Origin of the sequence: Enterocloster alcoholdehydrogenati (assembly GCF_013282095.1) — a bacterium.
Taxonomy (GTDB): Bacteria; Bacillota; Clostridia; order Lachnospirales; family Lachnospiraceae; genus Enterocloster; species Enterocloster alcoholdehydrogenati.
Genome location: NZ_BLTJ01000003.1, coordinates 104,935 through 126,175, shown reverse-complemented (window position 1 = coordinate 126,175; position 21,241 = coordinate 104,935). Strand labels below are relative to the sequence as shown.

Genomic DNA, 21,241 nt, shown 5'->3' with positions numbered 1-21,241 from the left:
GAACTATTTCCTTTACTCGTATTCCTTATAGGCGGTGGAATATCCCCGCATCAGAAGCCGTACCACAGGTTTGGGCCAGAACCGGGCAAACATCGCCTCTTCCTCCCTGGATCTTCTCTGATCCTTAATACAGGCCTTTGTCGTGGCCCCATCATGAACCCGGTAGTATAAAAGCGGCTTTTCCCGGCAGATAAACCGCCCTGGCGTTTCTGCCAGCCTGACCATGTTATCCCAGTCAAGTGCAAAGCTGTACTCCGACTGTATAAGGGGCTCTCCCAGACGTTTCTTACTGTAAGAGGTAGCAGGACAGCAGATGGGATTTCCAAAAATCAGGGGCAGTTTCTTTATAAAAGTGTGGTGATTGAGCACAGATCCCCGCAGAGGCAGACGCAAAAGGCGCTTTACCCACAAAAGGGAATCACTCTGGATCAGCTTTGCACCCTTTACAATTGCGTAATCCGTGGTAAACACAGTCATATCCGGCCATCGCTCTGCCGCCCTTAAAAGCTCTGCCCCGTATTCCCTGTGATACATATCATCCTGATGGGCAATGGTCACAAAGTCCGCATCTGCCATCTTATAAGCATAGTTCCAGTCATCCCGGATGCTGCTTATCCCGTCCCTCACATACAGCGGAAGGCGGTATTTCTCTGCCGTCTCCTCTAAAAAACGACTTGGCGTGGACGTACACAGGATAATGGGAGACAGCGATGTCTGGGCCTTCAGCGAACGGATGCACGATTCCAGCCAAGGAGATTCCCCATAGGCCGCAATAGCAAAGACATGGCTATACTTCATAGAAATGTTCCTCTAGCATCAGGCACAGCGCATGGTAAACTGGCAGATGCAGCTCCTGGATCTTATATGTTTCCTGCTCCGGCACTACTACCGAAACATCGCTCATCCGTTTCAGTTTTCCGCCGTCCCGGCCCGTAAGACCGATGATCTTTAAGCCGGAAGCTCTTGCCGCTGCCGCTGCATACAGGATATTTTCTGAATTGCCGGAGGTGGTGATGCCTAAGAACACATCGCCTTCCTTCCCATAGACGCATACCTGCTGGGCGTATCCCATACTGCCGTCTACATCATTAGAAAATGCCGTTGTCAGCGCCGGGTGGCCCGTCAGGGCAATAGCCGGAAGGCCGCCCTGTAAGCAGGCTGCCAGCTTCGGCCCAAGCTCCGGGTCCGCCGCCTCAAGCCGCTTTGCATATTCCGGCGATACCGGTCTTTTTTTGACAAATCCCTTCATCAGTTCTCCCACGATATGTTCGCTGTCCGCACAACTTCCGCCATTTCCGGCGATGAGAAGCTTTCCGCCCTGCTCAAAACAGCTGCGCAAAATCTCATACGCCTTAAAAATATCATTTTCAATGGCCTCTACTGCCTGATAACGCCGGATCAGATCTTTAAGAATCTGTTTCTCATCTCTGCTGTCCATCCCTTTACCTCTCTTTTCTGCTTCGGGAATCCTCAGTTCCCGGTGTATATACTGCCTCCTGGTATGCGCCGCCCCGTTCCCTGACAGCTGTTTCCTGATCCTGCTTCAGGATCCAGTCTGCCGCCTGATCCAGAGTATCCGCATAATAGTCATAAGGCGGTACCTTCGTTTCCTCTGCCAGACATTTTTCATGGAGTTCTTTTCCATATCCGGTTCCTACCAGAACAGAGAAAACGCCGTAATTTTGGCCGGCCCTGGTATCCAGAAGCTTATCTCCTATCATATAAGAATGGGCTTTGTCCACTGCAAACTGCTCCTCTGCCTGTAAAAACATCCCAATCCCCGGTTTCCTGCATAAGCAGTTCTTTTTGTAGTCTCCAATGCCGTGAACCGGATGGTGGGGACAGTAGTAAAAGCCGTCGATTTCTGCTCCAAAATCAGCCAGAAGTCCGTTCATATACTGATGAAGAGCTTTTACGTCCTCCTCCCTGTAGTAGCCTCTGGCCACTCCGGCCTGATTGGTGATTACCACCAGCTTAAAGCCTGCCTCCTTAAGCCGTGCCAGGGCCTGGGGCACTCCCGGCAAAAGGCGCATATCTTCCGGACGGTGAAGGTAATTTACCTCCTCATTGAGGGTTCCGTCTCTGTCTAAAAATACAATTTTTTCCATTTTATTTCCCAACTACAGCTCAAATGTATAGGTTCCGTTCGGCATCTGTACCTTTACCTGCTCGTACTTCCATCGGCCCTCATCCGCTACCCAGCTCTGAGCGCCCCGCAGTTCAAAGTTCCAGTCTGCCAGCTGGCCGCCTGCCTGCTCCATGCGGGCCGCCACCTTATGACGTACATTGTAGGGGCAGTACATAAGCAGATAGCCTCCGCCGCCGGCTCCTAAAAGCTTTCCTCCCAGCGCTCCGGCCCTGATGGCCTCCTCATAAAGCATATCGATCTGGGGGCTTGTGATCTTGCTGCTCATGCGCTTTTTGCTTCTCCAGCCGTAATCGAGAAGCTTTCCGAAGCTGTGGAGATTTCCTTTTAAAAGTTCGTCCTTCATGGCATAGGCCAGTGCCTTTACCTCACACATGGCGTCAAAGGCATCCTTTTTCTCATAATTCTGAACCTGGTCCTTGATGATATTGGCAGAAACATGGATCTTTCCCGTGTAGCAGAGAAGAAGGTTGTACTGCAGTTCGTGGATAATATCCTTCTTAATACGCAGGGGATTTACTACCACATCGTTGCGGCCGTGAAATTCGATGAAATTAAAGCCGCCGAAAGCCGCAGCATACTGGTCCTGATAGCCGCCGTCGATCTTCAGATCCAGCCGCTCTACCTGATACGCCAGATCTGCCATGGCATAGGCATCCATCATTATGCCCTTCCATCGGGCCATAGCCGTCAGCATGGCAACCATCACCGTAGAGGAGGTTCCGAGGCCGGAGCCTGGAGGCGCGTCGCACTGCAGATAGACCTCGCAGCCCTGGCTGATCTCCATTGCTTTTAAGGCCGCTGTTACAAGATCCAGGCGGCCGTCATAGACGTAGTTTTCCTTTGTATTGTATTTTACTGTCATATCAAAATCCAGGGAATGAACGATGATCTGATCGTCCTCTCTGGGAACGATGGAACAATAGGCGTATTTGTTGATGGTGCTGCCGATAATAGCACCGCCCTGCTCCTCACAGAAGGGGGCCACATCGGTGCCTCCTCCGCCGAAACTGACACGCAGGGGCGCTCTGCCTCTGATTACCATAGCTTACTCCTCTCTTGTCTGCCTGATATCCGGCTTTTTCCGGTGTTCTACCGGACAACTCCTGTCTCCACATCCTTCTGGAACTGGAAATAGGCCTCCGGGATACCGATATCAATAAAATAGCCGTCATTTACAAAGCCGCCCAGACGCTTTCCTTCCAAAAGCCAGCAGGGAATCCGGTCGTTTTCCAGAGATACCTTTCCCTCCGGAATCTCATCAAGAAGGCTTCTCTTCATCAGGTAAATGCCGCCGTTGATGGTGCCGGGTCTTGCTGCTTCCGTTTTTTCGTTGAAGCCTGTAAGGATTCCGTTTTCATCTAAGACCGCCTGACCATAGCGGGATACGTCAGGAACTCTGCGCAGAACCAGAGCCATGTCCAGTTTCTGTTCGTTCTGCTGCCTTACCAGCCTTGTATAATCAATCTGGTAAAATGTGTCTGCATTGAGGACGAAAAAACAATCCTCAGTAATGTATCTTCCTGCGTTTTTGATGGCTCCGGCTGTGCCTAAGAGCGTCTCTTCATAAGCGTAGGAGGCGCGGAAACCGAAAGCATTTCCATCTTTAAAATGTTCTTCCACCATGGAACCTTTGTAGCCTACGGCAAAAATGATGTCTGTGACACCATTTCGCACCAGTTCCCTGGTGACGTATTCCATGAAGGGCTTTTCCTGTATGAGAGCCATTGGCTTTGGCCGGTCGCTTACTACGCTGCGGAGCCGGGTTCCAAGGCCTCCGGCCAGAAGTATTGCCTGCATTGTGGGATCCTCCTGTTTGTTTGAGTTGGTTTTTTGTGGGAACTGACGCCAGTTCGCGGTGCCAACCTCGAAAACGCAGTGCGTTTCCTCGGTCACGGGCTTGCGCCCTATAGCCATACAGGCTTTCACCGCCAAAAGCAAGCGAGCCTGCTTCTCTGACGCCAGTTCGCAGCGCCAACCTCGAAAACGCAGTGCGTTTCCTCGGTCGCGGGCTTGCGCCCTATAGCCATACAGGCTTTCACCGCCAAAAGCAAGCGAGCTTGCTTTTGGCAGCGTAAGCCTGTATGGCTGCACTGCTTATCGCTGTCGCGAAAAGTCTTTTTCTATGACTTTCCAGGCGCTTTCCAGGCTGAAGTGTTTCTTTATATAGTCCTGGGCCGCAAGACACATCTGACGGCAGCGGGCGGGGTCGCTGTAGAGGGCGGCTGTCTTCTCGGCAAATGCCTGGGGATCGTTTTCCGTCTCCAGAACAGTTTCCACCTCCGGAATTCCTTCTGCTCCTGTACTGGTTGTGACAATGGGCGCTCCATTGTAGAGGGCTTCTACCACTTTGCCCTTTACACCGGCACCGTACCGCAGAGGCACTACCACCACCCTGCAGACAGAGTAAAGTCTGGCCAGCTCTTCCTCACTGACAAAGCCCTTGATAATGATGCCGTTTCCCGGCTGCTCCAGCGCTTTTATCTCATCCATTACCTTGGAACCGACTACATAGAAATTCACATCCGGCAGCTTTTTACGGATCTCTGGGAAAATTTCCCTTGCAAACCACAGGACCGCGTCCGCATTCGGCGGATGGGCGAAACCGCCTACAAACAGCAGTCCCTCCCTCTTTTCAAAGTCCTCCCTGATATCAGTCAGAAATTCATCGTATACATAGGCAGTAATGGCCTTTGCCGGAATCTCAGGATCGATCTGATGGATAGCGTCGATCTCCACATAAGACGGGTAGTAGGAAACCTCCGCCTTGCGCATCATGGAAAGCTCGATGGCTCTCCAGTAATCCGCCTCCCGCTTGATGCTTATATCTCCAGTCAGTTCATACTCCCGGCCCAGACGCAGGAAATGAAGGTCATGGCCGTAGTAGATCACCTTGATATTTGTATTTTCCTTAATAAAGTCCACATATTTGGTGGCAATGTGAGGACGGTTTAAGTAAGCGAAATCAATCTCATCCCCATTCTTCTTTAACCAGTCCCAGATACCGCAAGCCCACTCATCTCCGTAAAGAATTTCAATTCCCATCTGCTGCAGCATCGTGGAATACGGCTCTTCATGGAGGAAATTATCTCCCAGGAATTTAACCACATATCCCTTTTTTAAGAACATTTTCAGATACTGATAGGTGGTTTTGGAACCTGCGTCCTTATCAAAGGTAGGCACATAATGGTCTACTACCAGGATTACCTTCTTGCCCTGACTGCGCTCTCTGGCTCTGAAAGGATTGGGACTGCCGTCATTGACGCTCTGTTTCTTAAACTCATCCGCCCATTTTTCCCGGAGTTTTCTGCTGTTTTCCACCTGATACCGTTTCAGGCCTGTGCCGTTTACATCCGTGCCATTGGACACGCCTTCAAAATGAATCACCTTAGACAGCGGCTGATACACTACCCGCAGACCGGCTTTTCTCACCTCAAAGGCAAGATCGGAATCTTCACAGTACGCAGGCGCAAACCGCTCATCAAAGCCTCCAATCTGCTTCCACAGCCTAACAGACAGCAGAATGGCAGCGCCGGATATATAATCCACATCCTTAACATAATTATATTCCGCCTTATTCGGGTCGTCCAGGCGGCCGTAGTTCCAGCCAGATCCATCGCTCCAGAGAATACCGCCCGCCTCCTGAAGCCGTCCGTCGGGATACACAAGCTTGGAGCCCACCATACCGATGGAAGGATCTGACTCGATCAGCGTTACCAGAGAAGAAAGCCACCCTTCCGTCACCTTGGTATCATTATTTAAAAACATGATGTATTTGCCTCTGGCCGCCTTTGCCGCCTGATTGCAGTTCCTTAAAAAGCCCTGATTCGTCTTGTTGCGGCAGATCACCAGACCGTCCGCAAATTTGCCGATCTCAGCGGTAGCATCGGTGGAAACGTCATCTGCAATAATAACCTCATAGGTCACATCCTTTGTACACTCCAGAATGGACTGAAGGCAGGCATAGGTATAATGGATCTGGTTGTAGCAGGGGATCACAATGGACACCAGAGGCCCTTCCCAGCCGTCCGGCCCCTCTTTTCCTTCGCCGGGATACTGCGGGAAGGAGAGACGGCCGCCTGTTAAATAGCCTTCGCCGATCTTGAAATCCCCCTCGATCCGGTTGCGTCCCTCTTTCGTTGCATACATCTTTATATATTGTGCCGGATGGCGCACGGTATGAAAACAGTAGTTTAAAACTTTCCGTTTTCTCGTTCCCCTGGGGAAGGCCCGGTTTACCTGAACGCCCAGCTTACGGCGGAGCTTGTATATGAACGCTTCGTGGCCGTTGAGATAGGTTGCCAGCTTGCCCAGCTCATCGATCTCATGGCGCAGATCCCGGATCATGATTTCAAGATTCTTAACATGATTATTGGTAAGGCGCAGGATCTCCTGATCCTTCTTGATCTGGATGTTGCGCTCCTCCACCTCTTCCTGAAGCTGATTGATCCGATCCCTGGCCTGGGCCAGTTCCTTCTCCTGAGCCTTTAACTCTTCCAGCGTTACCAGGCGCTGCCTGTAATTGCCCATATAGCCCTGTGTGCCGTCGCCGTGTACCCAGGACTGGAAGGACTCTTCCATGGCGGCATACAAAGCGGCCGTATCCCCGTCAATGCGGAACTCCCGTAAGAACTCTGCCGCATTTTCATAGGACATCAGCCCTTCATACTTATAGTAGAAATAAACCAGGCTGCGGTATCGCACAAAACCTGCCGGCACTGGAAAATCAAAGACCCACTCGTAGTCCAGGCAGTAAAGCTTCCCTTCACTGGTCATCAGATTTTCAAACAGGCCGTCAATATTGCTGACTTCATAGGAGGCATCAGAAAATCTTGACAGTTTCTCTGCCAGAGAGGTTTCCTGGCCTTCCCCCTCCTGTTCTCTTCCAAACACCTCAAGAAACTCCGGCGTCACCTCAAAGGGCTCTTTGCGCACCTTTGCCATTCCAAACACCGTCTCCATCGCAGCCTCAATGGCTCTAACCGGTGCCCTTTTTCCACGGATCTGCTCTCCCAGCTCCTCTGCCAGGGTTTTCCCCGTCAGGAAAGCAAAGCGCACCGCCTTTTTATCCTCTGTAAAATAAGGCTCCAGCACGCGGATTTCCTGGTTTACAGCCGACAGTTTTTTATATTTTTCCTCCATAGAGGTGATGTGGGATGAGGACTCCTGGGTCAGAGCCGCCTTTTCTACGTATGGTTTTCCATTTTCTTCCAGTATTCTGGTGCGGATCTGAAACTGCGGCTTTCTGGTGCGGTTATATTTTGCAAAAACCGTCTGAAAGGACACCGAAGCCTTAGAAGCCACCGCCAGATAGGCATTGGCAAAAAGGCCAAAGGCGTTTTCCTGAACCAGCTTATCGGAAATCTCATCCTCATGGATACAGGCCCAGCGCTGACGGTCATAAACAGCCGTCACATGGGGAATATCGCCTTTTCCAGGCAGATATCGGTCCGAGTAAACGGTCTGCGCCCGCTTATACTCCGGCATCGGATAATAAAAATCAACCTTTGCAAGGTCTGCCTCCCGAAAAGCCGCCTCCAGTTCTCCCCTGGTAAAAGCACTCTCCTCCTCATCATGGACCGCGCCGGATAAAAAGCAGAGCCCCAGTGCATTTTCACAGGAAAACAGCAGGCGTCCCGTATCATTTAAGTATCCAGCCGCCTCCTTTACGAATGAAACCAGATCCATATCCGGCCGGGACGCCTCTGCAATCACCAGATCAAAGGCGGCCTGTTTCCCGCTTTTTTCCTTTTCCCACTGTGCCTGCTTTATATAGGAAATATTCGTTTCTGCGCTGTTTCTCTGTTCATTAACCGCCAGATTTTCATCCAGTCTGTCTGTCACGGTCACATGGCCGCAGCGCTTTGCCAGAAGGCCCGTAAGGGCTCCATATCCTGAGCTAAGCTGAAGCACCTCTTTGCAGCCCTTAAGATCCATCCAGTCAATCAGGTTCTGGCGGATGTCAGAAAGAGCATAGAGAACCTCCGGCCGGTTGTCATTTTCAAGAATGGCCTGAATCGCCGTCTCGTCAGAGCCGTATTTTTTAAAGAGATCCAGGATCTCATAGCTTATATCATTCATCTGTGTTCCTCTTTTCCGCTTTTACCTGGGACTCCATGTCGTAGATGCCAACGGTATTTTTATTGGAGATCACCGTAAGGTTCGTCACATCATAAAGGCGGTGATATACCACGTGCTCTCCCGCCTCAAAGCCGGTGCAGCTCATACTCAGAAGGTACTCTCCTCCCTGAAGAGTCATTTTCTGGGTAAATTCCACTACATATTCGTCCCCGTTCTTTACAGGCTTGATGTCCGCGCCCTCAAACATGGTATTGGTTCCCGTAAGCTCCGTTCCCTTTTTGTCCTTGATCGTATAGGTAAAAATAGGGGCCGGAATATCCGCGTGGAAACGAATGCGCTCACGGATGGTAAATTCCTCTCCCTTAAGGAGAAGGTTCGTAATGTTTCCTCTGGCATCAATCAGGCCCAGATCATAAATCTCTGCCCGGCCATCGCCGTATTCCGTACGGTCGGCATTGATGGTCAGCTGATCGCGCATGAGACCTTTGTAAGCCGCCGGGGCAGAACCCGCGCCGTCCCCGGAAAGAAATTCCTTCTTTGCAACCTGGTCCGCCACAAGGCTGTCCACATCCATGCCGCCAAAAAAGTCAGAAAGCAAGCCTCCGCTCCGGCCTGCGTCTGCATTTTCCCCGGAAGGGGCCGCCTCAGAAACAGCAGCCGTCCTCTGTGCTTCCAGCTCTGCCTTCAGATCCTCCAGTTTTCCGGCCAGAATCTTCTTATACATATCCACTACCCTGCCAGCCGGCCCCTGAGCAATAAACTCGCCCTTGTGAAGCAGAACCACCCGATCGCAGTACTTGATAATACTCCCCATATCATGAGTTACCATCAGTATGGTAGTACCCTTTTTGCGGATTTCCTCCATACGGCGGTAGCATTTGGACTGGAAAAACACATCGCCCACAGACAAAGCCTCATCCACGATCAGGATCTCAGGATCCACATTGATGGCAAGCGCAAATGCCAGACGGACGAACATACCGCTGGAATAGGTCTTTACCGGCTGATGCACAAAGTCCCCGATCTCCGCAAACTCCAGGATATCCTGAAGCTTGGCATCCATCTCTTTTCTGGTGTAGCCCATCATGGTACCGTTCATATATATATTTTCAATTCCGGTATAGTCCATATTAAAACCGGCTCCAAGTTCCAAAAGAGCGGAAATCTTTCCGTTTACATCCACCTGTCCCGTGGTGGGAGTCAGTACGCCGGTAATGATCTTTAGGATCGTAGATTTGCCGGAGCCATTCGTTCCGATGATCCCCACTGTCTCGCCTTTCTTTACCTCAAAGGAAAGGCCGCTTAACGCATAAAAATCCCTGTGGTAATTCTTATGAGAAAAACTTACTGACTCCTTTAACCGGTCAACGGGCTTATCATACAGCCGGTACACCTTGGTCACGTCCCGGACGCTGATGGCATTTTCCTGTTCTCTAACTTCCATATCTATCTCCATATCTAGTCACATGACTGCATAGTTTTCCACTTTAGGCATAAGTATACCATAAAATGTCAAGTTTTTATACTGGTAAAAAGAATAAGTTTTGGTTGGGGCGGATGGAGGAAACAGACAGATCATATTGGGAGCCTCCCGGCTCCCTTTACAAAAGCTTTGCCAGTGTTTCCGGCTATGGTACGTCTCCGGCTGATTTTCCGCAATGCACATAGCTTAAGGTAAGCTCATGATCCACAGGCGGTTTCCTTAAGATCAGAGAGATTTCTCCTTGTTTCCATCGTTCCCTCTCCTGCCGTTTCCAGAAATCACCATACCAATCAGCGTCTGAGCCTCTCTTGTAAGAAATTTATTTTTATGGTATATAATGGAAAACTTTCTGGCTAGTTCCAGCCCCCTGATGGAAAATTTACTGATCTCTCCAGCCTCTAAGCCAGCCCGCACCAGATAGTTGGGCAAAAGGGACAGCCCCAGCCCCGCCTTTACGCCTTCAAGGAGAACCTGATTGCTGACGCTCTCCCACAAGGGCTGAACAGAAATTTCCCTGGCCGCCAGGATCCCCTCAAAAATCTCCCGGCTGGCGCTGCCTTTCTCCCGCAGAATCATCTCCTGTCCCACCAGGCATTCCGCAGATCCCAATGTCTTTTTGGCAAACGGATGATCTGGAGGACAGATAAATATCAGTTTATCCCCCGGAAATGTTTCACACTGGATATAAGGGCTGTGAATGGTTCCCTCGATGATGCCTATATCGATCTCATTTTCCAGGAGCTTCTGCTCTATCGTTCCGGAATTTCCCACCGCTGCCTGAACCTTCAGCGTCGGAAATTCTTCCTTCAGCGCCTTAATATATCCCGGAAGCAGGTAGGAACCAATGGTAATGCTGGCTCCGACCCGCAGACTTCCCGCCGACCGGCCGCCGCGGATCCCCTGCTCCATCTCATCAAACAGCGCGATAATGTGTCTGGCGTATTCCAGGGTCTGGCGCCCGCTGTCGGTCATGTAAAGGCGTCGGGAAATCCGGTCAAACAGCCGTACGCCGTAATAACGCTCCATTTCTGAAACAGCGAGACTGATGGAAGGCTGGGCAATATAAAGCTTTTTTGCAGCTGCAGTCATGCTGCCTGTTTCACAGACTGTAACATAGATTCTTAAATGGCGCAGGGTCATCCTGTTTCCTCTTCCTTTCTTCCCTCCAAAGACTATTTCTCAGTAAATGTATCCTATTTCCCGGTTCCTTGGGCTGTTTTCTTTCCTGTGCTGCCGGGCCGTCTGAGTTTTTATAATATTTTCATTATATAGATTATAATATTATAGTATTTTACATATGTGTTTGCAAGCCTTATAGTAAAAATGCCTGTTAGATTGCAGCCATATTTCCGCATAAATTGCCGTATAACGGAATAGCTGCGTTAAATTAACAGGCAGACAAATATTATTTTCAATGAAAAAGGAGTCTGCTATGGAATCAACTGTACACCATGAAACGCGTTCCGTTATTCTTCGGAAACTGTTCATTTCCACGTTTTACTTAAGCGCCTTTACCTTTGGCGGCGGCTATGTGATTGTTACCCTCATGAAAAAAACCTTTGTGGATCAGTACCATTGGATCGACGAGGAAGAAATGCTGGATCTGGTGGCTATTGCCCAGTCCTGCCCCGGAGCGATTGCTGTCAACGGGGCGATTGTGGTGGGCTACAAGCTGGCGGGAATACCTGGCGTTCTCACCTCTGTACTTGCTACTGTGATTCCTCCCTTTACCATACTGTCTCTGATCTCCTTCTGCTACACTGCCTTCCGTTCCAATCAATATGTAGGATGGATGCTAAATGGTATGCAGTCCGGCGTAGGCGCTGTGATCATGGAGGTGGTCTGGGAAATGTCATCAGGTATCGTAAAGGAAAAACAGGCCGGCCCTCTTATTATCATGGCGGCAGCCTTTATTGCAAATTACATTTTCGGCGTCAGCGCTGTTATCATCATCCTGTTTTGCATCGCTCTTGGCGTTGCGGTCACACTGCGCCGTGAAAAACAGCAGAAAGGAGGCTCTTTATGATCTATTTACAGCTTTTTTTAAGTTTCCTTCAAATCGGAGCCTTCAGCTTCGGCGGAGGCTATGCAGCCATGCCTTTGATTCAGAATCAGGTGGTCCAGCTTCATCCCTGGCTGACCCAGTCGGAATTTACCGATCTGATTACCATTTCCCAGATGACCCCAGGCCCCATCGCAGTCAATTCCGCCACCTTTGTAGGCACCCGGATCGCAGGTATGCCGGGAGCACTGGTCGCTACCTTTGGCTGTGTGCTTCCTTCCTGTATCCTGGTCACGGTACTGGCAAAAATTTATCTGCGTTACCGTAACCTGAGCCTGCTCCAGGGTATTTTAAAATCCCTTCGGCCCGCTGTCATTGCAATGATCGCCGCCGCCGGAGTCAGTATCCTGGTCACTGCCTTCTGGGGCGGCGCGGTTTCGGGCACAGATATAAAAACGCTTGCCGCAAATACCAATCTGCGTGCAGCGGGGATCTTCCTGGTTTCCCTGGCTCTGCTTATCAAATGTAAAATGAATCCCATCCATGTGATGCTGCTCTCCGGCGCAGCGGAGGTTGCAATACAGCTTATGATGAAAATGTTATAGCTGCCATCTGACTGACACAGGAAAATATTTTTATGTTTCGTGACTTTTATCACATAAAAACAGGTATATCTGTGGTATCCTATCTATAACAATGAAAACAGCGATGTACCTTTGGAGGTACTCATCAACAGGAGGTATATATATGGCACTGACACATCTCACATCCGCAACCTTTGACCAGGCAGTAAACGCAGGCGATGACGTAGTAGTGGTGGATTTCTTCGCTACCTGGTGCGGCCCCTGCAAAATGCTGGCTCCCGCAGTAGAGCGCATGGCAGAACTTCACCCTGAAGCTCATTTCTACAAGGTAGATATCGATGAGGAAATGGATCTGGCATCCCGTTTCCAGGTCATGAGCGTTCCTACCCTGATCTACTTTAAAAACGGTCAGGAAGTAAACAAGACCGTAGGCCTTATCTCTCCGGCCGAACTGGAGGCTGCACTGGAAAAAGCAAAATAATTATAAGCCACATAGAAAAGAGCGGCAGCGTTTTAGGCTACCGCTCTTTGACTGTCTGCTTTCCGCTATACGTAATTCCCATTCTCCTTCAGCCACTGCCTTCTTGCCTTATAGTCCGGGAGAATCTCTGCCACCTGCGCCCAGAAACGGCTTGAATGGTTCATTTCCCTTCGGTGGGCCAGCTCATGGACGACCACATAGTCTAAAATCTCCGGCGGCATCAGGATCAGCTTCCAGTGAAAATTCAAATTTCCTTCCCCGCTGCAGCTGCCCCAGCGGGTCTTTGCAGCACGGATGGAAATACGTCCGTAGGTAACCCCCATCCGTCTTGCAAAATAGGCCGTCCGCTCTGTGATCCGCTTGCGGGCCTGACGGCGGTAGAACGCCTCAATCTCAGGATGACCCTCATAATCATGAGGAGACGCGCCTGCCAAGCGGCTTCGTTTCTGCTGGGTGAGAAACCATTTTTCCACAATCCATTCCTGACGATCCCGGACAAAGTCCATAACGACCGAATCCCCAATCCCCTCAGGAACCCGTATCACAGCCTGGCCGTCAGCTTTTATCTCAAGCCCCAGCGTCCGGCGGCGGGAATAGATCACCTGCGCAGAAATCACGCCTTCCTTATCGCCCTGCCGCCATCCCACCTCTATTTTCTGTATCATATCGCGCCCTGTTACAGCACATCTGAGAAATGCGGCCGCAGCTTTTTAAACATTTTCAGGCCGCCCAACAGTACGATCAGAGTGAAGGCCCAGTAATACAGCGTCAGCTTAGGTCGCTCCCAAAACCAGTTTCCGGTAATCATGCTGTCTTTGTAGCCAGTGACGATATAGTAGAAGGGATTGATCTTAAACAGGGTTTCGATCCAGGGAATCCGGTCTGTAAACATGGACTCATGGTACATGATAGGGCTGAGCCAGATGCCAAACTGAAGAAAGATCCCTACAATCTGAGCCATATCCTTAAAAAATACGTTCACGGAGGCAGTAAAATATCCCAGTCCCAAAGCCAGCACAGAGGCCGAAAAGGTGTAGTAGAGAACCTGGATCCAGGTGATCCGCACCGGCATACCTGCGATCAGATACATCCCGGCCATGATCAGCACGAAAAATCCATGGACTAACAGACTGGAAATCAGCTTGATAATCGGCAGGATCTCTACCTGAAAGACTACCTTTTTTACCAGATAGCTGTATTCCTGCAGACAGCCCGTTTCCGTATTCAGTGCCTCGCTGAAGAAAAACCAGGGCACAATACCGGGCACCAGCCATACCACATAGCTTACCCCGGGTACGGGAGGCGGCGATTTAAAACCGATGCCGAAGATTACAGCGTAGATCACTACTGTCACTACCGGCTGGATAAACATCCACACAATGCCGAAGTACGAGCCTACGAACCGTTTTCTGAAATCCGCCTTACCAAGATCCCATATAAGTTTCCGTTTTCTGACGATCTCTTTCAGCAGAGAAATTACATAATTCATACGTCTGCATCCTTTGCCATTAGAATTTAAAGGTATCCTTAAGGCCGCTCCACTTCTTGTCCTTTTCGGAAATGATCAGTTCCATATCCGGCTCAATGGGCCACTCAACGCCGATCTGGGGATCGCTCCAGAGCAGACCGCCTTCATCGCCGGGATGATAGAAGTCTGTGCACTTGTAGGCAAACTCTGCCTCATCGGACAGGACTAAGAACCCATGTGCAAAGCCCTCAGGAATGTAAAACTGCTTCTTGTTCTCAGCGGATAAGGTAACGCCGAACCATTTTCCATAGGTTTTGGAATCAGAGCGCAAATCCACCGCAACATCAAACACTGTTCCGCGAACAGCACGCACCAGCTTGCCCTGGGGGTACTGCTTCTGAAAATGGAGGCCTCTCAAAACGCCCTTTACAGACATGGACTGGTTGTCCTGAACAAAGGTCATGTCCAGCCCTGCCTCCTTAAAGTCGTTCTGGTTATAGGTTTCCATAAAATATCCTCTTTCATCCTTAAATACAGCAGGCTCAATCACATAAAGGCCCTCGATATCGCAGGCTGTTACTTTAATCTTTCCCATATTTCGTTTTCTCCTTTTATTGTTTTGCCGTCAGCGGACAGGGAGACACTCTCAAGCCGCATTTTGGCCGTGTAAATGTGTTTTCCACATCTATCAGGAAATTCTACCACGTTATCCACATGGTTGCAACTGTTTATACCCTGCATTCTCTTATCCCCAGGCGCAGATGCGCCTCTACAGCCGCAGACACACCACTGCAAAAATGCGCACCGCCACATATACGTCCATTGCCATGATTCCATAAAGCAGTCCCCGGTCATCGTTTCCTGTTCGGACCACCCGGTTATTTTTTATGGTAAGAAGCAACGCCGGAAGTACGGGAAGGAGATATCGCCCCTGAACGCCTTCGATCATGGAAGCGCTTCTGGGTGTCCAGGCAAGAAGCATGGAAAACATCAGCGCGCCCAGCACTAAAACAGCCAGACAACCGATCCAGATCCGGTCTCCTGCCTTCATCTGTACAGTCTCTTCTGGCTTTTTTAAGGCCAGGATCACTAAAATAGCTGTAAGCGCCAGGATAACAGCCGCAGGGGTATTTAAAACCGGATCCTGATTCCCCAGCGAACCGCCGATCATCCCCTCAAACAGCTGGGTTCCCTTCCATACAAAGGTATCGTAGCACAGCTTGAGTACATGGACGGGGCGGTGAAGCAGTTCCGCAAAGGTATACCCTGTCTCTCCCGCCCAGGCAATATAACTGTCCTCTGCTTTTGTATACATAGACACAGTTCCCAGATTAACTGCAGCCATGGCGCACAGAAACGCTCCCAGTACCGCGGCGGCAGATCCCAGCCACCGGCCCCAGCCGCCAAATTTCCTTACAGGGATCAGAAGGCAAAGACCTGCGATCACACCATAGACCATTTTGCAGGGCCCCATGACCGCCAGGGTCAGAGCCAGCAAAGCCACATCTTTAAGCCGCACACGCCTGGCCCGATAAGCCAGATCCAGAGACAGAGCCGTAAAATAACCGCAGAGGGCCGTGATCAGCACATCATATGACAGTGAGGATACCAGGTGCAGGTTCATCGGCAGCAGATATACGCCGAAAACCACCGTCTTTCCAAAGGGGAGACGCTTTAAGGTCTGACGGCCTGCTGCGGCGAAAAATGCCAGATTAAAAAGCCGCCCCATATACAAAAGGCCCAGGCTTCCCAGGCCAAGCACTCTTGCAAGAGTAAACCCCAGCGCCTGAGGCAGATAAGCAAGGGGGGTGGTGCGGACGGATGGCTGGTAGGAAACGGCCGTATCGTTGGCCATGTCTGCAGGCTTTGCTGCTCCCGCCTGATACGTCTCCGGCTCCTTATATCCATCTGCTCCTGTTATCTCCTCGTGAAGCCTTTGATACGTCCCCTCTGTCAGCTCCTGCCCCAGGATCACGGCATCATTTCCGTTCCCGGTTTGCGTCCCATCGTCGGCCAGCACATCGTTTACATCCTCCAGCCAGGCATCCTCTGCCCGAATCCGAATCAGCCCGTTTTCATTCACCGCCTCACGGCCCATCAGCCGGCTGGACAGCTCATAGGCACTGATATAGTGGCTTACCTCATCAGGAGCCGAAAGTGGCGGAAGCACCAGCGTATAGATCAGTCCCAGTGCGGCCACAGAAACCACAAACAGCGTTTCCAGCTTCATTTTCCTGCGGATGAAAAGCTCTATCCCCAGACCTGCCGTCACTGCCAGCGCCAGCACCGCCAGCCCTGCGTACCACCCGTACAGCCAGCGCTCTCCCGTTTCCGTCACCGAATTTTCCACATCCAGTCCATGCCACAAACACAGTGCGGCTATGACCAGCGGCCCGGCAAGCCAGCCCCAGCGGGCATACAGGCTGTTTTTCTCTTTCCCGCCAGCCACATCTGCCTGCGCTGTGCCGACGTCTTGCAGGCTCATATTTTTTCCTTTTTTTTCCATTTTATTCATGCCGCCGTACCTGCTCCGCCGGGTCATTTGCCTCTGTCAGCGCCCTCACAGGTTCCTCCTGTTTCGGCGCTTTCTCTGACGCCTCCATGCACTCCCGACGCATTTCCTCCTCCATGCGTTTCTCAAGGGCAAGCTTCTGCACCAGCTCCCTCTGGCGGGTTTCGAGCTGGGAAAGCTGCACCGTTATGCCGAACAGCTTCACAATCAGCAGGAAAATCATAAAAAGGAAAAGAAAGTTTGCGGTAGAATAAATCCCCAGAAGCCTTGCGCACAGATCCGCCACTGACGGAAAAACGGCAAATACTACCAGCATTAAAGCCATGGCGGTCCAGAACAGTGCCGCCTCGATCTCCATCTTTGCCTGCCGTATCTTTCGCATCATAAATGCCATGGTAAATACGGATACCAGGATCAGCATTACCCGCAGCATACCTGTCATCATAGTAAAACCCCGCTTTCTAAGCCTGCCTAGCGCACCGGCTGTTTTTTCCAGTATTCCCGGTTCATGGTACACTTAAGGATCATCCACCCCGGCAGCAGACGGTAACATTTTCCAGCGCGGTATCCCAGATACTTAAACCCGCTTTTTACCACCAGTCCCGGCACCAGCCAGGGCTTCTTCTGACGTATTAGAAAACGGGCCGTGGATTTCACCAGCCGGATACCTTCGCTCTCTGACCGGATACCGTTAAATATTTCTGGGTGATCCGCCTGAGACACCGCAAGATCAAAATTTCGCTTAAACTGCTGTCTGCAGTTGTAGTTGTGAGAATGGATCACCCTGGCCTCTGCCGCATAAGCCACCGCATAATCATCCTGGAGCACCGCCCTGCCTGCAAAGATCATATCCTCATTGAAAATGGTTCTGCGTATAAATCCTCCCTGGAACCAGAATTTCTCCCTGTCATAGGCGCAGCACACATTGGACGCAAAAAAGGTCTTGATTCCCAGACGTTTTAAATCTGCCTTTGTCTTAACACAGCTCTCCTCCGGGTAGTTAAACGAACGGGTATACCGCTCCGCAAGGGCGCAGTCCTTATCCGGCAGCTGCCTTGCATATGCCATAATCACCGCCTCGCCCTCCGGCCCTCTCTGAGCAAATGCCTTTACCAGCTCTTCGATGAGATGCTCATCCGCCGGAACTGCGTCGTCCGTCATAAACACCACGATATCTGCCCGGCTGAGCTTCATTCCCCGGTTTCTGGTATCTCCATGATCAAACTCCTCCTTGGTCAGATGGTGGACCTCCAGATTCCCAATTCCCTCAAAGCCATGGTCATTCCAGAAGGACTTTTCCGTATTCATCACAATGACCTTTCCCACTGGCCAGGTCTGACGCTCCAGCATTTTCAAAAGCCTGGAAAATTTCTTTCCCGGCTTGTAGGCGGGGATCACCACATCCACCTTTAAGCGGCGGCCCGTCTCATTTTTCCTAAACCATTCTTCCATCGGCGCTCTCTCCTTTTACCTCTCCGCTTTCACAGCCGTCATCGGCTCAGGCCCTTAGCCGTGCACAGACCAAAGCCCAAGCATAATCCCCCCATCAGCACTACATAGCAAAGAGCCGCTCCGTTGATGCCAAAGGCGCCCACAAAAGCGCCTGACAGTACGGCCGCAGCCGCGGCCCCTGCCGCATATACAAAAAATACCGCCTTCTGCCTGCGCATGATTACCAGGGCATAGTACATGAGATTAGCCAGGGCATAAAAACCGCCTCCCAGTACAATACCCGCAAACGCCCAAAAATAGGCGGTCAGAACTCCGGGTTCTCCGCCCATGATCCCCTCCATCACTGAAAGAACCCATTTTCCAAGAATCAGAGTCCCTCCCACCGCCAAAACGGTCAGCGCTCCGATCACCATGCCGATCCTTAAAAGCGTCTCCTTAAAAGATTTCTTTTCTCCCTTTACCCACAGCCCGGTCAGAGTGGTCAGATAAGGGCGGATCACGAAATTCGCTACCATATAGATAACAGAGGTAGGCATAAAAATCAAGTTAAAATAACCGGACGCCGCATTATTCATCCTGGCGTCAATGGCATACTTGGCCGAGGAGAAAATATAAAAATCAAGGAAAACGGATACAAACAGAAAACCGGTGCTGCGAAACAGCTTCACGCACCGTCCTTTTTGGGTTTCCCATTTCATGCCTGGAAGGGCGCGGATCACGTCCAGATCAAACAGGGCCACTCCCCCTATCTGGGCTGCCACCGCCGCCGTACAGGCAAAAATCAGCTGATCAAAGACTGCCAGCGTTACAGTAAAAACAGCCACAGAAAAAATTGTTCGGAAAAAATTGGATTTTCCTGTAAGATACAGACTGCCCTGACGCTGAAATTCTGATTCATACACATCCGCATACCCGTCCACCACCTTATAGATCACCAGAAGAAACAGGATGGCGCATTTTTTTTCATCATAGTCTCCGATCCCCCCCATATAGGCCCCATGACGCAGCAGAAGGAACACGGCTCCGGCCGCCAGGGCCATAAGGCAGGTCACATTCCGGTGCCTGCGGTAGTCCCCGAAGGTATATTCCCCGTTTCCATCCGTGATCTGGTAGGGGCGAATGCCAAAGTAGGCCACCAGAAACAGCTGCTGCCCCAGAGTGGAAAAGCCGAAGGAAAAGATTCCTCCCTGCTCTTCACCTGCCAGCCGGATCACCAGAAAGGACAGAACCATGCTGGCAAAGGCGTATACAAAGCTGCCCGCTATATTCCACGCCATATTGGCCCGGTTTAAATTATCTCCCTTGTAAAGAAGGGCTTTTGTCATTCCCGTCATTTCCCTTTATCCCTTCCTGTGCCGTCTACTGCCGTTTTCTGAAATTCTGCACAACCAGGATAGAAAGCAGCATCCGCGCCATGTATTTTATTGCCGTAACGGGCTTCAGATAGCTCTCACCCGCCGTCCGGTCGTCAATGGTCACCTGAACCTCTGCTACCCTGGCTCCCTGATGGATCAGAAAGGAAATGGTATCCGGCTCCGGCCCATAGTTCAGATTCAGGGCAAATTCACCAATCATTTTCCGGTTAAAAAGGCGCATCCCTGAGGTGGGATCGCAAATCCTCGCCCCAGTAGTCAGGCGGATGGCGCCGCCGATAATCCGGCTTCCGATCATACGGGGCGACCAGCCCTTTGGCACGGTCACGAACCGGGAGCCGATCACAATGTCATAGCCCTGATCCATCTTCTCCCGCATAGCCTTGATAAATTCAGGCCGGTGCTGCCCATCGCCGTCAAACTGGATGGCATAGCGGTAGCCCTTTTCCCATGCGTATTTCATCCCTGCCTGAAAACAGCCCGCCAGTCCCAGATTCACCGGAAGATCCAAAAGGCGGTAGCCCCTCCGCCTGCAGATAGCCGCCGTCTGATCCTTTGACCCGTCATTGACTACGATATAGTCAAATTCCGGAAACTGATCGGTCAGCTGGTCCACCACCCGTTCGATATTCTGTTCCTCATTATATGCCGGTATTACAAGCAGCACCTTATCCATCTGTGTCAACCTCGTTTTCTGAAATGCTTATTATTCGGCTTCAGTCCCAGCACTCCCGTAAGGAACCGTACCTCAAAAAGAACCGCGTCCAGAAAAAGCCTGGCAGCCGTCAGCGCAGCAGAGCTCTGGCCGAGATAATTTTTATAATAATACAGCTTACTTTCATGAAGCAGCCTCTGTCTGTCCGCCGCCTTTTTATAGCTCCTGTCAATGGATACAGAGTGGGCGTGGACGTATCTGGCATCCGTAGCCAGGTATGCCTTCAGTCCCAGGGCCTTTAATTTCTGCCCCAGTACCTTTTCTTCATAATACAGGAAAATGTTTCGGTCAAAGAGTTCCTCCAAATCCCCCGGCGTAAAGCATCCGGTCTTTATCATAAAAAAAGACCCAGGCAGCGCGCCTACGATCCTGGCATCCTTATCTGTGCCTGCCGGCAGCTCCTTTAACGGGGTCTTTAAAACAGGCGCGAACACCCGTCTCAATACCGGAGCCGTATCAAAAAGATCCTTCCACATAGGCAGAAGATCCCAATAGGAAAACAGCTCATTGCCCTCTGTATCCGTCACAATGGCCGAGGCCACCGCTCCGTCCTCTTCCGTCTCCAGCACCTGATGCAGCCGCTTGATGCAGCGGTCAGTCACATGGATATCCGGGTTTGCGATGATGATATAATCAGGCTCCAGATACTCCATGGCGTAATCGATTCCAGCCTGATTGCCGCTTCCATATCCCCCGTTTTCAGAGGTTCGGATCAGCCACAGGCTGGGAACCAGCGCATCCTGTTTTTCCTCTTTTTTCCAGTCAAGCTCCAGCGCCTTAAACCGCTCCCAGGAATCATCGGTGGAGCAGTTATCCACCAGGAGAATATCGTCAATCAGGCGGCTGCCTTTGAGTTCCTCTGCCAGCCCCATGGCGGTTTTGGCATCATTATAGTTTAAAATAATACAGCAGATCTTATCCCTGTCCGTGTCACTTTCCATTGT

At 50.9% G+C, this 21,241-nt stretch carries 20 protein-coding genes; 3 read left to right on the top strand and 17 right to left on the bottom strand.

The window, feature by feature from the left end; translation table 11 throughout:
* Positions 1 to 12: 12 nt before the first annotated feature.
* The 8 genes from HW447_RS04625 to HW447_RS04590 all read right to left on the bottom strand — a co-directional run bounded on the left by HW447_RS04625 (position 13) and on the right by HW447_RS04590 (position 10,850).
* Positions 13 to 798 (bottom strand): glycosyltransferase family A protein, encoded by a 786-nt coding sequence (locus HW447_RS04625; RefSeq protein ID WP_176254165.1) that lies wholly within the window; start codon positions 796 to 798, stop codon positions 13 to 15.
* Complete coding sequence (locus HW447_RS04620; protein ID WP_176254164.1) at positions 788 to 1,438, bottom strand: D-sedoheptulose-7-phosphate isomerase; 651 nt, start codon at positions 1,436 to 1,438, stop codon at positions 788 to 790. Before HW447_RS04620 ends, HW447_RS04625 begins: the two co-directional genes overlap by 11 nt.
* A gap of 4 nt (positions 1,439 to 1,442) precedes the next feature.
* On the bottom strand, positions 1,443 to 2,108 hold the full coding sequence (locus HW447_RS04615) for a D-glycero-alpha-D-manno-heptose-1,7-bisphosphate 7-phosphatase (protein ID WP_176254163.1): 666 nt from the start codon (positions 2,106 to 2,108) through the stop codon (positions 1,443 to 1,445).
* 12 nt (positions 2,109 to 2,120) lie between these two features.
* Positions 2,121 to 3,191, bottom strand: coding sequence for a GHMP family kinase ATP-binding protein (locus HW447_RS04610; protein WP_176254162.1), 1,071 nt, complete (start codon positions 3,189 to 3,191; stop codon positions 2,121 to 2,123).
* A gap of 47 nt (positions 3,192 to 3,238) precedes the next feature.
* The gene (locus HW447_RS04605) at positions 3,239 to 3,946 is read right to left on the bottom strand and encodes a nucleotidyltransferase family protein (protein WP_176254161.1); all 708 of its coding nucleotides are present in this window, start codon (positions 3,944 to 3,946) and stop codon (positions 3,239 to 3,241) included.
* Positions 3,947 to 4,243: 297 nt separating this feature from the next.
* Positions 4,244 to 8,227: a glycosyltransferase gene (locus tag HW447_RS04600; RefSeq protein ID WP_176254160.1), complete on the bottom strand. Its 3,984-nt coding sequence runs from the start codon at positions 8,225 to 8,227 to the stop codon at positions 4,244 to 4,246.
* Positions 8,220 to 9,671, bottom strand: a complete 1,452-nt coding sequence (locus HW447_RS04595; protein ID WP_176254159.1) for an ABC transporter ATP-binding protein — start codon at positions 9,669 to 9,671, stop codon at positions 8,220 to 8,222. The genes HW447_RS04600 and HW447_RS04595 overlap by 8 nt, the downstream gene beginning before the upstream one ends.
* 264 nt (positions 9,672 to 9,935) lie before the next feature.
* On the bottom strand, positions 9,936 to 10,850 hold the full coding sequence (locus tag HW447_RS04590; RefSeq protein ID WP_176254158.1) for a LysR family transcriptional regulator: 915 nt from the start codon (positions 10,848 to 10,850) through the stop codon (positions 9,936 to 9,938).
* 292 nt (positions 10,851 to 11,142) lie between these two features.
* Here HW447_RS04590 and HW447_RS04585 point away from each other — a divergent pair, with 292 nt between their 5' ends.
* The 3 genes from HW447_RS04585 (at position 11,143) to trxA (ending at position 12,777) form a co-directional block, all read left to right on the top strand.
* Positions 11,143 to 11,736: a chromate transporter gene (locus tag HW447_RS04585; protein ID WP_243176204.1), complete on the top strand. Its 594-nt coding sequence runs from the start codon at positions 11,143 to 11,145 to the stop codon at positions 11,734 to 11,736.
* Positions 11,733 to 12,317, top strand: coding sequence for a chromate transporter (locus tag HW447_RS04580; RefSeq protein WP_176254156.1), 585 nt, complete (start codon positions 11,733 to 11,735; stop codon positions 12,315 to 12,317). Before HW447_RS04585 ends, HW447_RS04580 begins: the two co-directional genes overlap by 4 nt.
* Before the next feature lie 142 nt (positions 12,318 to 12,459).
* The gene (gene trxA, locus HW447_RS04575; protein ID WP_176254155.1) at positions 12,460 to 12,777 is read left to right on the top strand and encodes a thioredoxin; all 318 of its coding nucleotides are present in this window, start codon (positions 12,460 to 12,462) and stop codon (positions 12,775 to 12,777) included.
* Between the two features lie 65 nt (positions 12,778 to 12,842).
* Here trxA and HW447_RS04570 read toward each other — a convergent pair whose 3' ends face one another.
* The 9 genes from HW447_RS04570 to HW447_RS04530 form a co-directional block, all read right to left on the bottom strand.
* The gene (locus HW447_RS04570) at positions 12,843 to 13,442 is read right to left on the bottom strand and encodes a M48 family metallopeptidase (RefSeq protein WP_176254154.1); all 600 of its coding nucleotides are present in this window, start codon (positions 13,440 to 13,442) and stop codon (positions 12,843 to 12,845) included.
* Positions 13,443 to 13,453: 11 nt separating this feature from the next.
* Positions 13,454 to 14,266 (bottom strand): ABC transporter permease, encoded by an 813-nt coding sequence (locus HW447_RS04565; RefSeq protein WP_176254153.1) that lies wholly within the window; start codon positions 14,264 to 14,266, stop codon positions 13,454 to 13,456.
* Positions 14,267 to 14,285: 19 nt separating this feature from the next.
* Entirely contained in the window at positions 14,286 to 14,840 is a 555-nt protein-coding gene (gene rfbC / locus HW447_RS04560; protein WP_176254152.1) for a dTDP-4-dehydrorhamnose 3,5-epimerase, read from the bottom strand.
* A 174-nt stretch (positions 14,841 to 15,014) separates the two neighbouring features.
* Positions 15,015 to 16,760 (bottom strand): DUF2142 domain-containing protein, encoded by a 1,746-nt coding sequence (locus tag HW447_RS04555; RefSeq protein WP_243176203.1) that lies wholly within the window; start codon positions 16,758 to 16,760, stop codon positions 15,015 to 15,017.
* Complete coding sequence (locus tag HW447_RS04550; RefSeq protein WP_176254151.1) at positions 16,753 to 17,202, bottom strand: DUF2304 domain-containing protein; 450 nt, start codon at positions 17,200 to 17,202, stop codon at positions 16,753 to 16,755. The genes HW447_RS04555 and HW447_RS04550 overlap by 8 nt, the downstream gene beginning before the upstream one ends.
* 26 nt (positions 17,203 to 17,228) lie before the next feature.
* Positions 17,229 to 18,209: a glycosyltransferase family 2 protein gene (locus HW447_RS04545; protein WP_176254150.1), complete on the bottom strand. Its 981-nt coding sequence runs from the start codon at positions 18,207 to 18,209 to the stop codon at positions 17,229 to 17,231.
* Between the two features lie 38 nt (positions 18,210 to 18,247).
* The gene (locus HW447_RS04540) at positions 18,248 to 19,543 is read right to left on the bottom strand and encodes a lipopolysaccharide biosynthesis protein (protein ID WP_176254149.1); all 1,296 of its coding nucleotides are present in this window, start codon (positions 19,541 to 19,543) and stop codon (positions 18,248 to 18,250) included.
* A gap of 25 nt (positions 19,544 to 19,568) precedes the next feature.
* Positions 19,569 to 20,258: a glycosyltransferase family 2 protein gene (locus tag HW447_RS04535; RefSeq protein ID WP_176254148.1), complete on the bottom strand. Its 690-nt coding sequence runs from the start codon at positions 20,256 to 20,258 to the stop codon at positions 19,569 to 19,571.
* 5 nt (positions 20,259 to 20,263) lie between these two features.
* Entirely contained in the window at positions 20,264 to 21,238 is a 975-nt protein-coding gene (locus HW447_RS04530; RefSeq protein ID WP_176254147.1) for a glycosyltransferase family 2 protein, read from the bottom strand.
* Positions 21,239 to 21,241: the final 3 nt, after the last annotated feature.